At 64.6% G+C, this 21,766-nt stretch carries 12 protein-coding genes; 7 read left to right on the top strand and 5 right to left on the bottom strand.

Annotated features, from left to right (window positions below; translation table 11 throughout):
- Positions 1-25: 25 nt before the first annotated feature.
- From ACK6C6_RS08765 to ACK6C6_RS08755, 3 genes are read right to left on the bottom strand one after another with little or no spacing between them, the layout of a single operon-like run.
- A complete protein-coding gene (locus tag ACK6C6_RS08765) occupies positions 26-2,278 on the bottom strand; it encodes a RelA/SpoT family protein (RefSeq protein WP_409266941.1) in 2,253 nt (750 codons plus the stop codon).
- A 20-nt stretch (positions 2,279-2,298) separates the two neighbouring features.
- Positions 2,299-2,649 carry a RidA family protein gene (locus ACK6C6_RS08760; protein ID WP_036206866.1) on the bottom strand — a complete coding sequence of 117 codons (351 nt, stop codon included), beginning with the start codon at positions 2,647-2,649 and terminating at the stop codon, positions 2,299-2,301.
- Positions 2,650-2,680: 31 nt separating this feature from the next.
- Entirely contained in the window at positions 2,681-3,562 is an 882-nt protein-coding gene (locus tag ACK6C6_RS08755) for an alpha/beta fold hydrolase (RefSeq protein ID WP_409267316.1), read from the bottom strand.
- A gap of 133 nt (positions 3,563-3,695) precedes the next feature.
- Between ACK6C6_RS08755 and ACK6C6_RS08750 the strand changes: the two genes are divergently transcribed.
- From ACK6C6_RS08750 to ACK6C6_RS08740, 3 genes are read left to right on the top strand one after another with little or no spacing between them, the layout of a single operon-like run.
- On the top strand, positions 3,696-4,490 hold the full coding sequence (locus ACK6C6_RS08750; protein WP_209586330.1) for a 3-hydroxybutyrate dehydrogenase: 795 nt from the start codon (positions 3,696-3,698) through the stop codon (positions 4,488-4,490).
- Positions 4,491-4,498: 8 nt separating this feature from the next.
- Positions 4,499-4,879: a hypothetical protein gene (locus tag ACK6C6_RS08745; protein ID WP_313029922.1), complete on the top strand. Its 381-nt coding sequence runs from the start codon at positions 4,499-4,501 to the stop codon at positions 4,877-4,879.
- Positions 4,879-5,799 carry an SMP-30/gluconolactonase/LRE family protein gene (locus tag ACK6C6_RS08740; RefSeq protein WP_409266940.1) on the top strand — a complete coding sequence of 307 codons (921 nt, stop codon included), beginning with the start codon at positions 4,879-4,881 and terminating at the stop codon, positions 5,797-5,799. The genes ACK6C6_RS08745 and ACK6C6_RS08740 overlap by 1 nt, the downstream gene beginning before the upstream one ends.
- A gap of 41 nt (positions 5,800-5,840) precedes the next feature.
- Here ACK6C6_RS08740 and ACK6C6_RS08735 read toward each other — a convergent pair whose 3' ends face one another.
- Entirely contained in the window at positions 5,841-7,343 is a 1,503-nt protein-coding gene (locus tag ACK6C6_RS08735; protein WP_409266939.1) for a tyrosinase family protein, read from the bottom strand.
- Positions 7,344-7,834: 491 nt separating this feature from the next.
- Here ACK6C6_RS08735 and ACK6C6_RS08730 point away from each other — a divergent pair, with 491 nt between their 5' ends.
- Positions 7,835-8,908 carry a GNAT family N-acetyltransferase gene (locus ACK6C6_RS08730; protein WP_409266938.1) on the top strand — a complete coding sequence of 358 codons (1,074 nt, stop codon included), beginning with the start codon at positions 7,835-7,837 and terminating at the stop codon, positions 8,906-8,908.
- Between the two features lie 88 nt (positions 8,909-8,996).
- Entirely contained in the window at positions 8,997-10,034 is a 1,038-nt protein-coding gene (locus ACK6C6_RS08725; RefSeq protein ID WP_409266937.1) for an acyltransferase family protein, read from the top strand.
- Between the two features lie 86 nt (positions 10,035-10,120).
- Here ACK6C6_RS08725 and ACK6C6_RS08720 read toward each other — a convergent pair whose 3' ends face one another.
- Positions 10,121-11,560 (bottom strand): tyrosinase family protein, encoded by a 1,440-nt coding sequence (locus tag ACK6C6_RS08720; protein WP_409266936.1) that lies wholly within the window; start codon positions 11,558-11,560, stop codon positions 10,121-10,123.
- Between the two features lie 409 nt (positions 11,561-11,969).
- On the opposite strand from ACK6C6_RS08720, the gene ACK6C6_RS08715 reads away from it, so the two are divergent.
- Both ACK6C6_RS08715 and ACK6C6_RS08710 read left to right on the top strand, forming a co-directional pair.
- Positions 11,970-13,271 carry a dicarboxylate/amino acid:cation symporter gene (locus ACK6C6_RS08715; protein ID WP_409266935.1) on the top strand — a complete coding sequence of 434 codons (1,302 nt, stop codon included), beginning with the start codon at positions 11,970-11,972 and terminating at the stop codon, positions 13,269-13,271.
- 203 nt (positions 13,272-13,474) lie between these two features.
- Positions 13,475-21,721 (top strand): Ig-like domain-containing protein, encoded by an 8,247-nt coding sequence (locus ACK6C6_RS08710; RefSeq protein WP_409266934.1) that lies wholly within the window; start codon positions 13,475-13,477, stop codon positions 21,719-21,721.
- Positions 21,722-21,766 lie beyond the last annotated feature (45 nt).

Genomic DNA, 21,766 nt, shown 5'->3' with positions numbered 1-21,766 from the left:
GATACCGGCGGCAGCGCGAACCCCGTCATTGGCGGCGCGCCTCCATCACCCCCTTCACTTCCGCGATCGCCGCCAGCGCCTTGTTCAGCTGCCCGGTCGAGCCGATCTCCGCGGTGAAGACCATGCGCGCCTGCCCCTTGCTGCTTTGCGTGTTCACGCCGATCACGTTGATCTTCTCGCGCATGAACACATCCGAGATATCGCGCAGCAGTCCCTGCCGGTCCATCGCCAGGATGAACAGGTCGACCGGATACACGGTCTCCAGCCCGGCCGAACCCCATTCGGTCTGGATCACCCGCTCCGGCGCCTTGGCGCGCATCTCGGCGAAGTTCTTGCAGCTGAGGCGGTGGATCGAGACGCCCTTGCCGCGCGTGACGAAGCCGCAGATCGGGTCCGGCGGCGCCGGCTTGCAGCACTTGGCCAGCATGGTCATCAGGCCCTCGGTGCCGACCACCAGCACGCCCGACTTGGCGCCCTGCTCCACGCTCGAAGCGCGGCTCTTGTTGACCACCGCTTCGTCGACGGGCGGCGGCGCTTCCACCGTGTCGTGCAGGGCCGCTTCCACGTGGCGCAGGCTGAACTTCTCCTTGCCGACCTGGATGAACAGCTCGTCGACCTTGGCAAAGCCGAGCTTTTGCGCCAGCGCTTCCAGGTTGACGGCGGTCTTGCCCTCGCGCTGGAGCGATTTTTCGACCAGCGCGCGCCCCTGGGCCAGGGTCTCGGCCTGTTCCTGCGCGTGGAACCACGCGCGGATCTTCGACCGGGTCCGGCTGCTGACCGTATAGCCCGGGCTGAGCCAGTCGCGCGACGGCCCCTGGGTGCCGGTCGGCCCCTTGGCAGTGATGATCTCGCAGGTCTGGCCGTTGCGCAAAGGCGTGTTCAGCGGCACCATCACGCCGTCGATCTTGGCGCCGCGGCAGCGGTGGCCCACCTCGCTGTGCAGGTGATAGGCGAAGTCGATCGGGGTCGCGCCCTGCGGCAGTTCCAGCACCCGCGCCTGCGGAGTCAGGACGAAGATGCGGTCGTCCAGGGTGGCGGCCTTGAGCTTTTCGACCCATTCCTTCTGCAGGTCTTCCTGGCCCGCGACCACGTCGGCCACGTCGCTCTTCCAGGCCAGCAGCTGGCGCAGCCAGGCGATCCTCTCGTCGTATTTCTGGCTCTTGAAGTTGGAGCCGCCCTCTTCCTTGTAGCGCCAGTGCGCGGCCACGCCGTACTCGGCGAAGTTGTGCATTTCCTGGGTGCGGATCTGCACCTCCAGCGGCCGCCCGTCCTCGGCGGTGACGACCGTGTGCAGCGACTGGTAGCCGTTCGGCTTCGGGCGCGAGATGTAGTCGTCGAACTCCTTCGGGATCGGGGTCCAGATGTTGTGGACGATGCCGAGCACCGTATAGCAGGCCTTGACGTCCTCGACGATCACGCGGAAGGCGCGCACGTCGTACAGCGAGGAGAAATCGAGCTCCTTGCCGCGCATCTTCTTCCAGATGCTGTAGATGTGCTTCGGCCGCCCCGACACCTCGGCCTTGATGCCGGCGTCGCGCAGCTCCTTTTCCAGCCGGTCGATCGAGGACTGCACGAAGCCTTCGCGCTGCATGCGCTTCTCTTCGAGCATCTTGGCGATCTGCTTGTAGGCGTCCGGCTCGATGAAGCGGAAGGACAGGTCTTCCAGCTCCCACTTGAGCTGCCAGATGCCGAGCCGGTTGGCCAGCGGCGCATAGAATTCGAGCACCTCGCGGCCATAGGCGCGGGTGACCTCGTCGAAGCGCTTCTGCTCCGAGAAATAGCGCAGGCTGGCGGCGCAGGCGGCCAGGCGCATCAGCACCACGCGCATGTCCGAGGCCATCGCCAGCAGCATCTTGCGCAGGGTCTCGACCTGGGCGGCGGCCTGCTGGGCGGCGTTCTTGCCCGCATTTTTCGCTTCCGCCACCTGGTCCTTGCCGGCCGTGAGGTCGCGCAGCTTGACCAGCTGGTATACGCCCTGCACCAGGTCGGACACTTCCTTGCCGAAGCGCTCCTCGAGCGAGCCCGCCACCGCCGGATCCATCATCGCCAGCTCGAACAGCAGGCCGGCGATGCGGGTTTCGGCGTCGGTGCGCAGCACCGCCAGCGTGCCGGCCACGCCGAGCGAGAACTCGAACGCATCCTGGCCCGTGCCGGCCCTGCGCTCGCCGTACATGCTGCTGGCGTAGTCGAGCGCCGTCTGGACCCGCGCGCAGTCTTCCACGCTGAGTCCCTGGACCAGCTGGGTGCTGGCGTCACCGAGTAGAACGCTTGATACCATCTAGCTTGTATGCCTCCGACTCAGCGCAGTGCTGCGGTGATGCAGACCTCGACCAGGCATGCGGGATTGGCCAGCTTGGCCTCGACGGTGGCACGCGGCGGGGTGTGGCCCTGCGGCACCCACTCGTCCCAGACGCTGTTCATGCCGGCGAAGTGCTCCATGCTCGAAATGAAGATCTGGCACATCAGCACGCAGGACTTGTCGCTGCCGGCTTCGTTCAGCAGGCGGTCGACGTGGCCCAGCACCTCGCGCATCTGGCCTTCGATGCCCTGGGTGGTGTCTTCGGCGATCTGGCCGGCCAGGTAGACGGTGCCGTTGTGGATGGCGGTTTCGGACAGGCGCTTGCCTACGTGGAGTCGTTTGATTTCCATAGCTGCTTTCTTATAAAACGTGGCGGAAGCCTCATGCTCCGCCGACTAAAAATTCGCGTGCGATCGCGATCTGGTCCGCACGCACGAAGGTGGGCGCATGGCCCACGCCCGGGATCTCGACCAGGCGCGGCTTCGGTCCACGCGTGCACATCTCCAGGGCCGTCTCGCGCGACAGCAGGTCGGACTGCGCGCCGCGCACGAGCAAGGTCGGGCAGCGGATCGCATCCCAGGCCGCCCACAGCTGGGCCTCGTCGCCGGCCGCGCGCTCCGGCGTGATGGCGCGGAAAGGCTGGGCCAGGCCGAGATCGTAATGGCGCACCCACTGGCCGCCCGGCTCCTGGCGCAGCACGTCGCTCGCCAGCTTGAACCATTCTTCCTCGGTGTGCGGACCGAAGGACATCGACACGGCCTTCACATAGGCCGCGCCGGTGTCGAAGTCGGGGAAGCGGATGTCCTGGCCGATGTACTCGCCGATGCGGGCCAGCGCGCCCTGGTCCAGCACCGGACCGATGTCGTTGAGGACCAGCTTGCGGATCGGGCTGTCTTCGAGCGAGGCCAGGATCATGCCGATCAGGCCGCCCATGGAGGTGCCGAACCAGTGCACCCCGAGGGTGTCGTCCTGGGTGACGCGCGCGATCAGCGTGACCATGTCGGCGACATACTGCGGCACCGTGTAGTACTCCGGATCGCGCAGGCGGCCGGAGCGGCCGCGGCCGACCACGTCCGGGCAGACCACGCGGTATTCGTCGCTCAGTGCCCGCGCCAGACCATCGAAGTCGTTGGCCACGCGCGTGACGCCGTGCACGCAGACCAGCACCTTCGGATTCGCGGGGTCGCCCCACTCCTTGTAGGCCATGCGGTGCAGGCCGGCGGGCGAACTGCACTGCACGCTTTTCAATCTGGCTTCGCCGATTTGCACCTTCGCCCCCGCTCAGTCATGACAATATTGGTTACTTTGCATCGCAACACGCCATTTTACTTGGCATTGCCATTAGAATTCTACCAATTCTGAGGAAGCAACCCGTTCACCCACGAAAGAGGACGCAATGAAATCCAATATGCTCAGCGGTAAAACAGCACTCGTCACCGGTTCCACCTCGGGCATCGGCCTGGGGATCGCCCGTTCGCTGGCGGAACAGGGCGCCAACATCGTGTTCAACGGCTTCGGCGACGCCCAGCAGATCGAGAAGCTCTACACGGACGTGGGCACCGAATTCGGCGTGCAGACCGCCTACCACAATGCCGACATGAGCAAGCCGGCCGAGATCGAGGCGATGATGCGTTTTGCTGCCGACAAGTTCGGCGGTGTCGACATCCTGGTCAACAACGCAGGCATCCAGCACGTGGCCACCGTGGACGAGTTCCCGGCCGAGAAGTGGGACGCGATCATCGCCATCAACCTGACCTCGGCCTTCCATACCAGCCGCCTGGCCATCCCCGGCATGAAGCAGAAGGGTTGGGGCCGCATCATCAACCTGGCTTCGGTGCACGGCCTGGTAGGCTCGGCCGGGAAGTCGGCCTATGTCGCGGCCAAGCATGGCCTGGTGGGCTTCACCAAGGTGACCGCGCTCGAACTCGCCGCGACCGGCGTGACCTGCAACGCGATCTGCCCGGGCTGGGTCCTGACCCCGCTGGTGCAGAAACAGGTGGACGACCGCGCCGCCCGCGACGGCCTCTCGAACGACGCGGCCAAGAAGGCCCTGCTGAGCGAAAAGCAGCCTTCCGGCGAGTTCGTCACCCCGGCGGAACTGGGCGCGCTGGCCGTGTTCTTCTGCAGCCCGGCCGGCGACCAGGTGCGCGGCGTGGCCTGGAACATGGACGGCGGCTGGGCCGCACAGTAAAGGCCACCATGACCGAGCGCCTCGACGAACAGAGCTTGCAGGACGCCTGCCAGGAACTGGCCCGGGTGGTGCTGGCCGCCGGGCAGCCCCAGGTCTCGAACGACATCCTGGAGACCCTGGCAGACCGTTTCTTCCGCGAAGTCGTCGATTTCGCGCCCGGTGTCGCCCGCGCCGGACGCGATCCGAACCTGCTCACGCGCGCGGTCCACTACCTGAACGACGCCCACGCCCTGCCCCTCATGGGCACGGACATGGAGTGGTTCCGCCAGGCCCTGGTATGCCTGGTGGAGCTGGCCGTGCCGGGCATTGCCCTGTCCGAACAGGGCGGCGCCTTCCTGCGCGACGTGCAGCTCGGGATCGAGCAGTCGCTCGGGGACCTGGAGGGTTGATGCCTGTGTCCACAAACGTGTTATTCCTGTCGCTCGCCCTGGTGGCGACGAATGCCCTCGCCGCATCCTGCGGCGCTCCGCCTTCCGGCATACTTCAGGCCGAACGCGTTGCCGCCGTCACGGCCTCGCGCGCCGAACCCGGCCTGTTCGAGGGGCCGGTGTGGATCAAGGATGCGCTCTACTTCTCCGACTTCAGCTTTGCCAAGGGCTTTCCCTCGCGCGTGCGCAAGCTGGCCCAGGACGGCACCGTAAGCACCGCGATCGAGAACAGCGGCAGCAACGGCCTGGCGGTGGACGCCGCCGGCAGGCTGGTGCTGGCCAGCCACAAGGACAAGGCGCTGGTGCGCCATGAGCCGGATGGCCAGGCCGTGCGGCTGGCCGCCGGTTTCAAGGGGGATGCGTTCAACTCGCCCAACGACATCGCCATCGCGGGCGACGGAACGATCTACTTTACCGATCCGGACTGGCAAAAGGCGGCCGCGCCCGGCGGGCAGCCGGTGACGGGCGTCTACCGCGTCGGCACGAACGGCGAGGTGACGCTGGTGGACGGCACCCGTCCCAATCCCAACGGGATCGCGCTGTCGCCCGCCGGGGACGTCTTGTACGTGAACGCCAGCGACGGCTTGCTGGTGGCCTATCCGATCGTCAAAGGCGTGCCGCAGGCCGGGCGCTCCCTGGTGAGCGGACTGGAAGGTGCGGACGGCATGACGGTCGATTGCCACGGCAACTTGTACGTGACCGAGCATGGGGCCAGGCGGGTGCGCGTGTTTTCGCCGCAGGGCGGGCAGCTGGCGACGATCCGGGTGGATGCCAATGTCACCAATGCGGCGTTCGGGGGCAAGGACGGCAAGACCTTGTATATCACCGGGGCGGGGGCGCTGTGGAGGCTGCCGCTGGAGGTGAGCGGCAGGCCCTACTGAGTTGCCAGGCGCCGCAGTTCGACGCCTGGCATCCTCACGCACTATCGCCTGCGGCCATACCAACCCGGCGGCTTCGTCAGGGAGGGAACCCGGGGCACTATCGGCTCGTATGCCATCTCGATGCGGAATTCATCCACGATGATGGTCCTCCCCGCCGGTGGATTGTCTCCATCGATACGGACCCAGGACAAGGTTAATGTCGACAGGTCTTTCGGACGTTGACGCGTGAGAAGCTCACTGATGTCGAACTCCAGTCTCGCCGGCCCATGGTGCGACGCCCCGGCAATCTGAAACGGTCCCAGGCTCCCGATAAGGAAGCGCGCACGCTCGGCGTGCGATGCAAACGTGTCCGGCATGTTCAGATAGAGCGCATAGAAATACCCGCCATCCTTGGCGAGTCCAGTCAGCAGCGCGCGGTCGATAACGAGCTTGGCAGCCAGGGCCTGCTGTCTCGCAGCGTCGACCACAGCTGACGTGCCGGAGGCAATCAAGGCCAATTCGGCCGCATCGACAGGGTCCAGCCCCAAGCGTATCGAACCGGAACGCTCATCGAACGCAAACTGTGCCGCCCCGCCGAGGACGCGACGCGTATCCGAGATACGGCGCCTGGCCACCGGCGCGAAGGCGCGCAACGGCGGCCGCTTGCTCGACGCGGCCTGTGTCGTCGCCGCCGTGTTGCCAGTGCCATTGCGCGCAGCAGTGGTGTACGGCGCTGGAAGCGTGTTTGGAACGTTGTTACTTGCATAGTCATTGCCGAGCCAGGTCGGTATCAGGGTCCACCAACGTTCCATGCTCAGGTCGGTCGCGTAGTCATGGTTACCGGCCCAGTACGGGTCGCTGTTCGTGCTTGAATACGGATGCGCCGACAGGGGAATACCCTTGCCGTCAGGAAGAGCCCACGCATGGGTAAGCCGATCGATATTCGCGTGATGCAAATAGAAGATCGGGTCGAGTGGCGACTGCATCGTCGCCATCAATCCGCCGATGAGGTTATGTACGGAGTTGTGCACGTTTTCGAGCTTCGGCTCGAAGGCATTCGGGGTCCCGTGCTGGAAATTGTAGACGTCGGGCGCGAAAGGCAGCAAGTCCAGTGCGCCGTGGATATTCGTGCCCATGCGTGGCCGGTAGAGGGGATTTCCCGGCGTCGAGTCGGTGAATTCGGCTGGTATTGTCGGATACGAATAATAATCCCAGTAGGGGACATTCAATTCCGGGTCGCCTGAAGCCAATCGAAGTTCTTGTTCGAAATAATGCAGATACCCCCGGTGCCATGCGATGAAGTAGGGCGCCCCGTGTGGACAAAAATTGACGTGTACGTTCGCCCAGTATTGCAAGGACTTGCGGTCCGATGGATTGGTATTCTGGCGCATTGCGGCGATTCCCTTCACGAACGACGCGTAATGGCTACCCATTTTGAACTGCTGCCATTCCTGACGGATGCGATGCTGTGATTGGGCAAGACCAGGCCGGGGCAAGCATTGGGCAATTGCGCCCGCTACCCCCGTCATGAGCAGTTTTCGCCTACCACGATTCAATTGCTTCATTTCATTCTCCTCCGTATGAACCAGACCATGAAAGGCAGTTTAGAGGGGAACGTCGCCAAGCAAGCAAGCACAACTACGACCTTTGAGAATGATCAAACCAAGTCTTGATCAGGTTGCTTGCGCCCGACATACAAAGCGAGCTGTCCGGCAACTGGCCTATGAAGAGCGTAATCCTTCATGACAGAGGCGTGCCACTATGCAGCTCTACCGGTTTCCTCAGGAATGCAATGCCGGGCCTGCCATTCGGCATCGAGGCTCGGACCAAAGCGGACTCGGCCGACATTTGCGCTGCATCAAAGCTTACTCGTCAAGATGAACGAAAATCTCTGACGCGGCGCAAATATTCTTGAGAGGAAGTTGCACTCATTAGATAACTAGCCCGGACAGCACGCTGCCGTCTCCCGGACGTGGCTTCGTAGCGATTCGGCTACTGCCAATTCACGGATCAGCTCACCTGGATTCTTTGTCAACAGAACAAAAATGATGCTCCTATGACGACTAGCGTGCTTACTGCCGACAATGGCGTGTCCGTTTCGATCTTTCATGACGAAATTCCGCTGGAAATCGAACAGGAATTAAACAGGTGCTATGAAACGCTGCACGCCTCATTGCCGTTCTTCAGGGTATTCCGACGCACGGACAATGCGAGTTGCTACGTGGCGCGGAAACTGGACAGCGTATTGGAGATCCTGGTCTTTCGCATCGAGCGCAGGCGTGTGCTCGTTCTGAATGAGATGTTTCACATCGACGCAGCTGAACTGACACGCTTCGTTCAATCGATCTTCAACTCATTTCCGCGCATCGATGTCATCAGCTTCAACGCACTCGACTGCTGTACTGGGAGCCTGGCCTACCCATTTCAGCGCTTCAATGCGAAAGACACCTACCTGGTCTCGCTTCCAGCAACGCCTGAAGCATACACCGCCAGCCTTGGAAAAACGACCCGGACCAGCATCCGACATCAGCTGAATACCGCGAGCAAAACTTTCCCTTCGTTGACGATGCGCTTCCTGGTGAAGGAGGAGATCGATGAGGACACGGTCCGTGCGATCGCACGGCTGAGCGAGCAAAGGATCAGCGGCAGCGGGGTGAAATTCACCCACGACGTCAAACGCATCCTCGCGTTGGCCAGGGAATGCGGTTTCGTATCGCTCCTCTGCATCGACGGAAAAATGTGTGCCGGTTCGGTGAATTATCAGATTGGCAGAAGCTTTTTCGGTGACATCACTGCCTACGCACCAGAATATGGACGTTATGGTGTCGGGAAGCTGTGTACCTACCTGACCATCTGCGAATGTATCCGCCGCGGCGGTGCGAAGTTCTACCTAGGCGGCGGTGAATTCGAATTCAAGCAACGCTTGTTGGGACAGCGGATCGGCATGGACGAGCTACAGGTGTACCGCTCGACAAGACGATTACTCGCCAATGTCGATTGTGTGCTGCAGGCATTCGCACGTTGCCAGCTTCGGCGATTGAAAGTTGCTTTGCATCAGCGTAAGAGTAGCCGGGCAGGCACCATTGCCTTCAGAGCCTTGCATGCCCTGAAAAACAAATTTGCCAAGTGATCCATCTTGGTTGGCTCATCCATCTGGTGATCGAACGTCCTTCAGCGTCCCTGGGGTCCGCACCGGTGATATCGGGGCTGAATATATCGTGACTGAACGCTCACCCAATCTCGACCTCCTGCGGACGATGGCAGTCATGTTTGTCGTCAGCAGTCACCTTTTGCTCGACAATTTTCCGCCCCTGGTGGGCTGGTTCCACCTCCAGTCGCTTGGGACGCTGGGCGTGATGATCTTTTTCGTCCATACCTGCCTCGTACTGCTGCAATCGATCGAACGGCATACGGTGATCAATGGCGCACCTCCCAGCGCCCTGTCGTTTCTTGTCGCTCGTGCTTTCCGCATCTACCCCATGAGTATCGTGGTGGTGGTGACGCTCGCCATGCTGGAACGGATTGCAACTGGCACGCAACCCAGCTTAAGTACTTTCTTGAGTAATGTTTTCCTTATTCAGAATCTGACAGGCGACAGCAACATCACACCGGTACTGTGGAGCCTTCCATTCGAACTGCAGATGTATCTGTTTCTTCCCGCGCTGTATAGCGTTGCAAGCGTCCCTCTCTGGCGTTCGGCACGCACCGTCGCCCTGCTATGGTGTGCATCCCTGGGATTGATTGCGCTGTTCCTGCTACTCGGATGGAACACGGATCTCATCAAATTTTTCCCCTGCTTTCTACCCGGCGTGCTTGCCTATACCTTGCGCGGGGCGCCGAAGACATGGGGATCGCTGCTGCTATTCGGCTATGTCGGCACGTTGGCTTTCGTCTACCCGCTACTTGTAGGGATGGGCCTCAGCGCAACCGTATTGGCCTGGATCAGCTGTCTGAGCTTGGGACTACTCATACCCCGGTGTGTCCAGCTGGAGTCCCGATGGCTGCAGTCCTGCAGCAGCACGATCGCGCGCTACTCCTACGGCATCTACCTTGTCCACGTTCCTGTCATGCACCTTTGCTTCGATTATTTCGGCGGCCTCCCAGGCTACCTGTCCTGGCTGTCGTTTTTCGCCGGGGTGGCTGGCCTGTCCTATCTGGGCTACCATTTGATTGAAAAGCCCGGCATCGAGTTTGGCCATGCGCTGATGCGCCGGATGAATGCGAGAGTGTCGGGAACGATGCGTCAGCTCCACTAGCGAAACCCCGCACGCAGGCGCGTACCGCCGCGTGCGGTGATCATGTCATGTCGCATGACACTACCGGATGACTTTGCTGACCGGAGCTAGGATTGGCTGTCTTCGGTGGCTAGTTCAATTCTTACTTCCCCGATCCCGATCGCCGGTCCGCGCGGGGCTTTGCTACCGTTGACGCGCACGAAAGACACGCTTGCCAACCCGACCTGCAGGCTGGAAGCGCCAGCCAGCTTCCTGCCAATCGGATAGGCGAGCTGCACACTGCCATGTCCATGGTGGCTTGCACCTGAGACCTGGAAAGCTCCCAGGGTCCCGATCAGCACGGAAATAGGTGTGCTTGACGGCCCGCCATCTGCCGGGATGTTCAAATAAACCTGGTAATAGAACCCCCCTTTTCTCCCTCCTTCCGAAAGCTCGACCTCATCCAGGACCAGCACAACCGAGCGATACTGCTTGGAACTGCCTGGAACACTGGCGGCATTTCCACGCATGATCTCCTGCAATGCTTTCCAATGCGAGGAAGAAACCGGTAACTGAGCACTGATCGAGCGTTCGTCCAGGCCGATACGACGCGCCCCGCCGATAGAGAACCTGGTCTCGCTTGTTGCCCGGGCTGCAGTCACTGGGAACGTGCCCAATGGCGGGAGCGTCGCCAACCTCTGCCCAGGTTCCGCTTGTACCCGGTGAATTTTTGCCGGAGACAACTGAGCAAGTGGGAGCCTGGTAGGCAGCGATTCGTTCTGGTAGGAATATTGCAAGACGCTCCGGGTATCATAGGTTGCACTGCGCGCCATGCTGAGCGTCGACGCATAGACGTGATTGCCTGACCAGTACGCCGATTTTTTCGACGGCATGGTCCGTCCTCCCCCGGCCGCCACCCACGCTACCCATAGACGGTCCACGTTTGCATGGTGCAGCCAGAAGATCGGATCGACCGGCGAACGCATGGTAGCCATCGTGTTTCCGATAATGTCGTGTACAGGGTTGTGCGGTGCACTTTCCAGGCTCGGCTCGAATGCATTGACCATCCCACGCGGAAAGTTTGTGAGCGTTGGAGAGAACGGTGCCAGGGTCAGCGCCTGTCGAACGTCGGTATTCACGCGCTCAACATAGAGCGGATTCGTCGTACTGGCGTTGGTAAATTCGGCCGGCAACGCAGGCGACGCATAATAATCCCAGTATGGGAGCGCCAGCCGACTGTCACCCGACACTGTCTTTAGTTGTCGTTCGAAGTAATACAGGTATCCCCGGTGCCAGGCGTAGAAATACGGCACGTTGTGAGGGCAATAGTTGATGTGTACCGCTGTCCAGTACTCCCAACTATTGGGGTCGGCTGGGTTGGTATTCGCCTTCATCCGACGAATGGCGTTCAAGAGTGAATCATATTGCGTGGTCACCTTGAACGCTTCCCAATCAAGCCGGCGCTGCAGGTTCTTCTGTGCGAGCGCATCCTGCATGAATGCAGGGATGGTCAGACCAAGTGCGGAGCTGCGCAAGAATTTGCGGCGGTTATTTGATTGAAGCATCATCTCCCTCCAACGAGCCGACCACGGTTCGCTGCGCCAATTATCTGGATAGCAAGAATTCTCCAATGCAAACCTAGTCTTTTCGAGCTGTTTTGAGCTAGCGCAAATCAATGTTACGTCTGCAAGCCGGAGAGGTTTTGATGTGGGTCATGGGTCGAGGCCGGTCGCGCGTAACATTTGCGGTAATGCAGCGCAGACACCCGTAGTGCGTTTGGTACGGTGCCACGCGGCGTAAAGAGGCACGGCGATACAGACTTTCATCAACGAAGCCCCCTGCGGCTTCGAAAATATCAGGCAATACAGGATCCACATATCCCGTGCAAGATATAAGGCCTGCGGATATCCACAATAGATACGGCGGCATGCTTCGGTGAACATGGCAACACCACAAACTTCACTACGAAGCGTTGCCATGAAAAAGCCATTCTATAAAGTCCTGTATGTCCAGGTGCTGTTCGCCATCGTGCTTGGCGTGCTGCTGGGGGTGTTCTACCCTGAACTGGGCGCGAAGATGAAGCCCTTGGGAGACGGCTTCATCAAGCTCATCAAGATGATCATCGCCCCGGTGATCTTCTGTACTGTCGTCGCCGGTATCGCCGGCATGCAGGACATGAAAAAAATCGGCCGCGTCGGCGGCAAGGCCCTGCTCTACTTCGAGGTCGTCTCGACCTTCGCGCTGGCCATCGGCCTGGTAGTCGCCAACTGGGTCAAGCCGGGCGCCGGCTTCAACGTCGACGCCGCCCACCTGGATGCCTCGTCCATCGCCCAGTACACGGCGAAAGCCAAGGACCAGAGCACCGTCGACTTCGTGATGAACATCATCCCGAACACCTTCGTCGATGCCTTCGCCAAGGGCGACATCCTGCAGGTCCTCCTGATCGCGCTGCTGTTCGGCTTCTCGCTGTCGATGCTGGGCGAGCGTGGCCGTCCGGTGACCAGGATGATCGACGACTTCTCGCACGCCATCTTCGGCGTGGTGAACATCGTCATGAAAGCCGCCCCGATCGGCGCCTTCGGCGCGATGGCCTTCACCATCGGCAAGTACGGCCTCGATTCGCTGCTGCCGCTGGCCAAGCTGATGGGCTCCTTCTACCTGACCTGCTTCGTGTTCGTGATCGGCGTGCTGGGCCTCATCGCCAAGTTCACCGGCTTTTCGATCATCCGCTTCATCAAGTACATCAAGGAAGAACTGCTGATCGTGCTCGGCACCAGCTCGTCGGAAAGCGCCCTGCCGGCCCTGATGCGCAAGCTCGAACGCCTCGGCTGCTCCAAGCCGGTGGTCGGCCTGGTGGTCCCGACCGGCTACTCGTTCAACCTGGACGGCACCAACATCTACATGACGATGGCAGCCCTGTTCGTTGCCCAGGCAACCAACACCGACCTGACCCTGATGCAGGAACTGACCATCCTGGCGGTGGCGATGCTGACCTCGAAGGGCGCATCGGGCATCACCGGCGCCGGCTTCATCACCCTGGCGGCGACGCTGGCGGTGGTCCCGACCATCCCGGTGGCCGGCATGGCCCTGATCCTCGGCATCGACCGCTTCATGAGCGAAGCCCGCGCCCTGACCAACTTCGTCGGCAACGGCGTCGCCACGGTGGTGGTGTCGAAGTGGGAGAAGGAACTCGACACCCAGCGCATGGACGACGTCCTGCACGGCCGCGTGCCGGTCGACGGCGACAAGGACCTGGAGCCGGTGCGCGCCGCCGCCTGATCCCCCTGTCCCTCCACAAAACGCGTCCTTCGGGACGCGTTTTTTATTTGGCGATCCTCAGTATTCTGCAAACAACCGTTGTCAAATGTGTCTGAAAAGCCTTGATTGTTCAATAACTCGCCTATACAGCCGAACAGTAGTTACGTAAGATGCTTGCCGCGGAGAAAATTACGAACATTCATTGCAACATTCAAGGACACAGCATGCCGGACCACACCATGGCGCCCCGCCAGGAAATCGCCTTCGTCAACGCCAACCTGGCAGATCTCGAGACGCTCATTGCAGGCATGCGTCCCGACATCGAGATCGTCATTCTCGACCCGGCAGGCGACGGTTTCGCGCAGATCGCGCGGACCCTCGACGGCCGCAGCAATCTCGATGCGATCCACCTGCTGGGCCATGGCGCCGCCGGCATGCTGGAACTGGGTGACGTCGTCGTCGACGCCGCCTACCTGAAGCAGCATGCCGACGTGCTGGCCGAGATCGGCGCCGCCCTGCACCAGGACGGCGACATCCTGCTGTACGGCTGCGACACCGGCGCGGGCAGCGCCGGCGCGGACTTCCTGCAGACCCTGGCGCAGGCGACCGGCGCCGACGTGGCGGCGTCGGACGATGCCACCGGCGGCGCGGCCGCAGGTGGCGACTGGCAGCTGGAAATCGCGGCCGGACAGATCGACAGCGGCACTGCATTCGCCGACGGCGCCGCCTGGTCGCCGATCCTGGCGCTGAGCGCGGGCACGGTGCATACCTACAGCCAGAACACCTGGGCTTTCAGCAGCCTGGCGAAGGATGCCGCAGGCAACATCTTCCTGGCCCATAAGCTGGACCAGACGGCGATCGCCATCAAGCAATGGACCGGCGCCGCCTGGACCACGGTGACCACCCTGACGACGGCGATGACCGGCGACACCTCGTTCTCGGACGACCTGTCGCTGCGCGTCGACGCGGCGGGCAATCTCGACCTGCTGTTCCGGCATGCGAAAGACGTGACCAGCTCGATCGATTCGATGCGTGGCATTAAGTTCGGCGAGTTCGACATGACGAGCCGCACCTGGACCACCACGACCATCGACGAGGCTTCGCACCCCAACGGCGCGCGCAACTACAACGATCCGGTGCTCAGCATGTCCCCGGACGGCACCCTGCATGCCGTGTACAACTACGCCCATACCTGGGACCCAGTCCGCGACTACACCATCAAGTACGCGACCAGCACCAATGGCGGCGCCAGCTGGACCACCTCGACGATCCTCACCACCAACTCGGCAACGGACGAGCTCAAGACCCCGACCGCCTTCACCGACGCGAATGGGACGGTGCATCTGTTCTACGTGCGCGAGGATTCCCAGAACACCTATTACGGCAACCTGTACTACGCCACCAAGGCCGCAGGCAGCGCCAGCTTCGGCACCGCCACCAAGATCGCCGACAACCTGACCTCGGCCTTCACCATGACCAGCGACGGCAATGGCCACTTCTACATCGGCTATTCGCTGCGCACCACCAACCCGGACAACAGCGTCTCGGGCTCCAAGCTGAATATCCTGAGTAACGAATCCGGGGCCTGGGCGACCGAGACCGTGCTGCAGGATGCGCGCGCCAACATCGTCGGCGGGCTGCAACTGGCCAACGGCAAACTCCACATGCTGGTGAACTCGCGCGCCCTGGACAACAGCGCGACCGACATCTACGTGATGCGCGACGACGGCGCGGTGTGGCAGAAGGGCTTCCAGGGCGAGGCGAGGCTGCCCCTGCTGAGCACGCAGAGCAGCACCGAGTATTTCTCGGAACGCACGTTCATGGTCAAGGACGACGGCAGCATCATGGTCCTGGCCCAGGACGGCGGCACGCCGAACCTGCGCAACATCTATTTCACCACCGGATCGTCGGCGGACTTCGGCCTGGTCAGCAACGTGGCGCCGACCATCGGCGAACTGCACGGCGATGCCACCGACTTCACGCCGGGCGTGGATCCGGTGCTCGAGGGCGCGTACATCGACGACCAGATGAACAGCCTGCCGGTCATCGTCAGCGATGCCGACAGCAGCGATTTCGCGGGCGGCCAGCTCTCCATCACCCGCAGCTCAGGCACCGCCAACGGCCAGTTCGTCTTCGATGCCGCCAACAGCGGCTTCCTGGCATTCGGCGCCGACAGCGCCAGCGCCGGGGGCAGCATCCACGCCGGCGATATGCTGTTCCTCTACCAGGGCGGCTCCTGGACCGCCATCGGCCAGGTCGACGGGATCCACGACGGCCAGGCCGGCCGCAACCTCGTGATCGCATTCAGCGACGCGGGCGCCACCCCGGCGAGGGTCCAGGAACTGATCGCCAACCTGCTGTTCACCGCGCCCACCCCGGGCCAGCGCGTGTTCTCGCTCACCGTCTCCGACGGCGACGGCGCCACCTCGAACCCGGTCAGCTTCACCATGAACGGCCGCGACGTCGTGGCGCCGACCGTGACCAACATCACCTCGACCACGGCGGACGGCGCCTACAAGGCCGGCGCCGCCATCCTGATCCAGGTGCAGTTCTCGGAAGCGGTGTACGTCACCGGCGCGCCCACGCTGCTGCTGGATAACGGCGGCGTCGCCACCCGCGTCGGCGGCAACGGCAGCAACACCCTGGTGTTCAGCTACACGGTGCAGCAGGGCCAGGTCTCGGCCGACCTCGACGTGGCCGGCACCGGCGCGCTCCAGCTCAATGGCGGCGCCATCAAGGACGGCGCCGGCAACGACGCCGTCCTGACCCTGGCTACGCCCGGCGCCGCCGGCTCGCTCGGTGCCAACAAGGCGATCCGCGTGGACGGCGCGGCCCCGACCGACATCGTCCTGAGCAACGCCGCCATCACCACCCTGGACGGCGCCAACGCCGTGGTCGGCAACCTCGGCAGCGTCGACGCCAACACCCAGGACAGCTTCACCTACAGCCTGGTGAGCGGCGACGGTTCGACCGACAATGCCGCGTTCGCGATCGTCGGCGGCACCCTGCGCGCCCTCGACGCGGGCGCCCTCGGCGAAGGCGTGAGATCGGTGCGCGTGCGCAGCACCGACGCCGCCGGCAATACCTACGAGGAAGCGCTGTCGATCGCGGTCAGCTCGCCGCCGACGGTGGCGATCACGGCCGCGCAGAACTCCCTCGGCGTGGGCGGCAGCACCCTGGTCACCTTCACCTTCAGCAAGACCCCGGTCGGCTTCGCCGCCGCCGACGTCAGCGTGACCGGCGGCAGCCTGGGCGCCCTCACGGCCGACCCGCAGAACGACAAGGTCTATACCGCCACCTTTACCCCGGACGCGGGCGTGCAGAACCTGGCGGCCACGATCTCGGTCGGCGCCGGCGCCTTCACCGACGCCGGCGGCCTGGCCAACGTCGCCAGCACCGTCAACGCCGCCATCGGCGGCGACACCCTGGCGCCGGCCGTCACCTCGGTGAGCGCCAGCAGCGCGAACGGCAGCTACAAGCTGGGCGACACCATCGCGATTCAGCTGAGCTTCTCGGAGGCGGTCACCGTCACCGGGCAACCGGGCCTGCAGCTCGACACCGGCGCCACCGACCGCATCGCGACCTACAGCGGCGGCAGCGGCACCAACACCATCAGCTTCAGCTACACGGTGCAGGCGGGCGACCTGTCCGCCGACCTCGACCTGGCCGGCACAGCCTCCCTGCTGCTCGGCGGCGGCAGCATCCGCGACGCGCTCGGCAACGATGCCAGCCTCACGCTGCCGGCGCCCGGCGCCGCCGGCTCCCTCGGCGCCAACAAGGCGATCCGCGTGGACGGCGCGGCCCCGACCGACATCGTCCTGAGCAACGCCGCCATCACCACCCTGGACGGCGCCAACGCCGTGGTCGGCAACCTCGGCAGCGTCGACGCCAACACCCAGGACAGCTTCACCTACAGCCTGGTGAGCGGCGACGGTTCGACCGACAATGCCGCGTTCGCGATCGTCGGCGGCACCCTGCGCGCCCTCGACGCGGGCGCCCTCGGCGAGGGCGTGAAATCGGTGCGCGTGCGCAGCACCGACGCCGCCGGCAATACCTACGAGGAAGCGCTGGCGATCGCGGTCAGTTCGCCGCCGACGGTGGCGATCACGGCCGCGCAGAACTCCCTCGGCGTGGGCGGCAGCACCCTGGTCACCTTCACCTTCAGCAAGACCCCGGTCGGCTTCGCCGCCGCCGACGTCAGCGTGACCGGCGGCAGCCTGGGCGCCCTCACGGCCGACCCGCAGAACGACAAGGTCTATACCGCCACCTTCACCCCGGACGCGGGCGCGCAGAACCTGGCCGCCACGATCTCGGTCGGCGCCGGCGCCTTCACCGACGCCGGCGGCCTGGCCAACATCGCCAGCGCCGTCAACGCCGCCATCGGCGGCGACACCCTGGCGCCAAGCGTGGTGATCGGCAGCGACCGCGGCACGTTCCGCGCCGGCGAGCAAGCCACGGTCAGCTTCACGTTCAACGAGACGCCGACCGGCTTCGGTATCGACGACATCACGGTCACCGGCGGCACGCTGAGCAACCTGGCCGTGACCTCCGACAGCAAGGTCTATACGGCGACCTTCACGCCGACCGCCGGCATCGACAGCCTGTCCGGCGCCATCGGCGTCGCGGGCGCGCGCTTCGTCGACGCGGCCGGCAACGCCAACGCCGCGTCGCTGCCGCTCACGATCGGCGGCGACACCCTGGCCCCGAACGTGAGCGCCCCCCACATCGGCATCGGCGGAGCCAGCGGCGCCGACGGCAGCTTCGTCACCGGCGACACCGTCACCGTGACCTGGAACGACGGCCCCGACGGCGACCGCAATGCCGACACCGCCGCCGTCAGCGTCGACTTCAGCGCCTTCGGCGGCCCTGCCGCGGCGGCAGCCGTGCTGGCGGGTGGCGTGTGGAGCGCCAGCTACCAGGTAACCGCGGGCAGCATCGATGCCGGAAACCGCAACGTGGCCGTCACCGTGACCGACAATGCCGGCAACAGCACCACCCGCGTGGACGGCGCCAACGCGTCGGTCGACAACCAGGCCCCAAGCGTGAGCGCGGGCGCCCTGGCCCTGTCCGGCGCCACCGGCAGCGGCGGCGCCTACCGGGTCGGCGACGTGGTCACCGCGACCTGGAACAACGCCAGCGATGCAAATGCCGACGTTGCCAACGTCCAGTTCGACTTCAGCCAGTTCGGCGGCGGTACCGTGGCCGGCAGCGCCAGCGGCGCCACCTGGAGCGCCAGCTACACGATCGTCGCGGCCGACATCGACGCAGGCAATCGCAACGTCGCGGTGAGCGTCACCGACGACGCCGGCCAGGTGACGCAGCGAAGCGGCGCCGCCAATGTGTGGGTCGATGCGATCCTGCCGCACGTGACCGCGATCAGCGTCGCCGGCAATCCGCCTCCGGACGCCACCGGCATCGACTTCACCGTCGTGTTCGACGAGGCGGTCAGCGGACTCGATCTGGGCGACTTCGTGCTCGGGACCGGCGGCAGCGCCACCGGCACCCTGGCCGGCATCAGCGGTTCCGGCACCACCTGGACCGTGAGCGTGAGCGGCATCAGCGGCAACGGCAGCCTGGAACTCGGCCTGAAGACGGGGGGCACGGGCATCGCCGATGGCGCCGGCAATATGGCGACCGCCGGCTACGACGCCGGCGCTGCCCATGCCGTCACCTTCAATGCGGCGCCGGTCATCGGCAGCAACGGCGGGGGCGCGACGGCGGCCTTGAGCGTTGCCGAGAAACAGCGTGCGGTGACCACCGTCAGCGCCACCGACGCCGAGTCCCATGCGATCACCTATGCGATCGCCGGCGGCAGCGACGCCGCGCTGTTCGAGATCGACGCCGCGACCGGCGTGCTGCGCTTCATCGCCACCCCGTCGCACGCGCAGGCGCTCGACAGCGACCGTGACCACGTCTACGAAGTCACCGTCAGCGCGCAGGACGGCCACGGCGCCATCGACAACCAGGCGCTGTCGGTCACCGTGCTGGCCGACCTGGACGGCGACGGGATCCCGGACCAGAACGACAACGACATCGACAACGACGGGCGCCCGAACAGCACCGAAGATCCGGTACCGGGCGCGCATGGCGGATTCGGCGACGGCAACGGCGACGGCATGCCCGATAGTAGCCAGCTGAACGTGGCCTCGCTGCCGACGGTAGCGGCGGGCGCGCCATTCGCCACCCTCGAGGTAGCGCCCGGCCTGAGCCTGGGCGCGGTCAGCAGCATCCCGGCCGCCAATGGCCTGCCGCGCCACGTCAAGATGCCGGTCGGCCAGTTCGACTTCACCATCGGCGGCGTCACTCCTGGCGGCACCGTCGAGGTCAGCATCTACGTCGACAGCGCGTACAAGGTCAATGGCTACTACAAGCTGGACGCATCCAACAACTGGGTCAACCTGGCGGCGCCCGTGACCACGGTGGGCAGCAAGACCAAGGTCACTTTCTCGCTCACCGACGGCGGCATGTTCGACGCCGACGGCGTGGTCAACGGCAGCATCACCGATCCGGGCGGCCTGGTCGTGATCGGCCCGGTCATCACCAGCAACGGCGGCCTGCCGATCGCCACCCTCGGCCTGACCGAGGGCGCAACCGCGGTCACCACGGTGCAGGCCGGCGAAGGCGTGAGCTACGCCATCACCGGCGGCGCCGACGCGGCGCTGTTCACGATCGATGCCGCCACCGGCGCGCTGCGCTTCATCAGTGCGCCGTCCTTTGGCGCGGCGCTGGATACGGGCGCGGACAACGTCTACGACGTTAACGTGAGCGCAAGCAACGCGTTCGGCACGGATACCCAGTCGCTGGCGGTGCGCGTGGACGCGGCAGCGCCGCCGACCACCGTCATCGACGGCGTCAGTGTCGGCACCGGAACCCGCAGCAACGCCGATGGCAGCATCAGCCAGGTGATCACGATCCCGGTGGTCGTGCCGACCCGCAGCGAATCCGTCGGCAACAATGACGTCGCCGACATCCCGCTGGTGAGCAGCGGTGGCGCCACCGTGCTGGGAGCCCAGGTGCCGGTCGGCGTCGGCCTGCAGGTGACCGGCTCCGGGGCATCCGGCGTGGCCGATGCCATCACCAACCTGATCCGCGAGATCAAAGGGGTCACCCAGGCCGGTTCGCACGACCAGGCCCAGATGACGGGCGGCGGTTCCGGTTTCCTGTCGAGCCTTCCGGCCAATGCCAACCTGCTGGTGCAGACCGTGGTGCCGACCGTGGCGCCGGGCGCCACCGCCGCCACCGGTCCGCTGGTGATCCAGGGCGCCGCGCCTTCGACCGGCGCCCCGCTGTCGGCGCTGGTGATCGACGCCCAGGGCCTGCCGTCCGGCTCGACCATCGAGCTGCAGAACGTCGACTTCGCGGCCATCGTCGGCGCGGTCCGGGTGACAGGCGGCGCCGGTTCGCAGACCGTGTGGGGCGACGGCGCCAGCCAGACCATCATCCTCGGCGCCGACGACGATGTCCTGCACGGCGGCGCCGGCAACGACATCGTCGGCAGCGCCGGCGGCAACGACAAGATCTATGGCGACGAGGGCGACGACATCGTGTTCGGCGGCCTTGGCGACGACCTGGTCGACGGCGGCAGCGGCATCGATACCGTCCAGCTGGTCGGCAGCGGCCGTGCCGACTACGTCGCCCGCTTCGTCGACGGCCACCTGGTGCTGGCGCACAGGAATGGCGGTGCGGACGGCACCGATACCATCGCCAACGTCGAGGTCCTGCGCTTCACCAGCGCGGCGGCCGACACCAGCGCACGCGGCAGCATCGAGCGCCTGTACGAGGCGGTGCTGGGACGCGAGGCCGATGCGGCCGGGGTGGATGCCTGGCTGGCCGCGCTCGGCCGCGGCGCATCGCTGGCGGATGTCGCGCGTCACATGCTGGCGAGCGGCGAAGCGCAGCTCCAGGCCGGCGGCGATGCCGACTTCGTGTCGGCACTGTACAGCCGTAGCCTGGAACGTGGCGTCGACGCCGGTGGCCTGCAGCACTGGACCGGCGTGCTGGCGTCCGGCGCCCTCACGCGTGCCGAGCTGGCGCTCCACATCACGGACTCGGCGGAGAAGCTGGCCAGGCCCGCGGTCCAGGACCTGGCACTCGGCGACAGCGACATCGGCGCGCTGGTGCGCATGTATGCCACGCTGTTCGACCGCGCGCCGGACAGCGCCGGCATGAACCACTGGCTGTCGCTGTCGGAAGCCGGCGTCTCGCTGGACCGGATCGCCGACCACTTCCTTGCCTCGAGCGAGGCACAGGCGTCCTACGGCGCGCTCGACAACCAGGGCTTCACGCAAGCGCTCTACCAGCACGCCATGCACCGCACCGGCAGCGACGTGGAAGTCGCGTACTGGACGGAACTGCTCGACAGCGGCGCCCTCGACCGGGGCGACGTGCTGCTGCAGTTTGCCGGCTCGACCGAAAAGGTGGAGCTGGTCGGCGTGATCGGCACCAGCCTGGACGGCGCAGGCATGCTCTGAGCGGCTGATTCGCCTCGCTGAAGCAAGGCCATGACGGCCCGGTCG

Source organism: Massilia sp. BHUDP2, from assembly GCF_046236355.1.
Taxonomy (GTDB): domain Bacteria; phylum Pseudomonadota; class Gammaproteobacteria; order Burkholderiales; family Burkholderiaceae_D; genus Telluria; species Telluria varians.
Note: the sequence above shows the minus strand (reverse complement) of the source record. Positions and strands in the feature narration are given on the sequence as shown.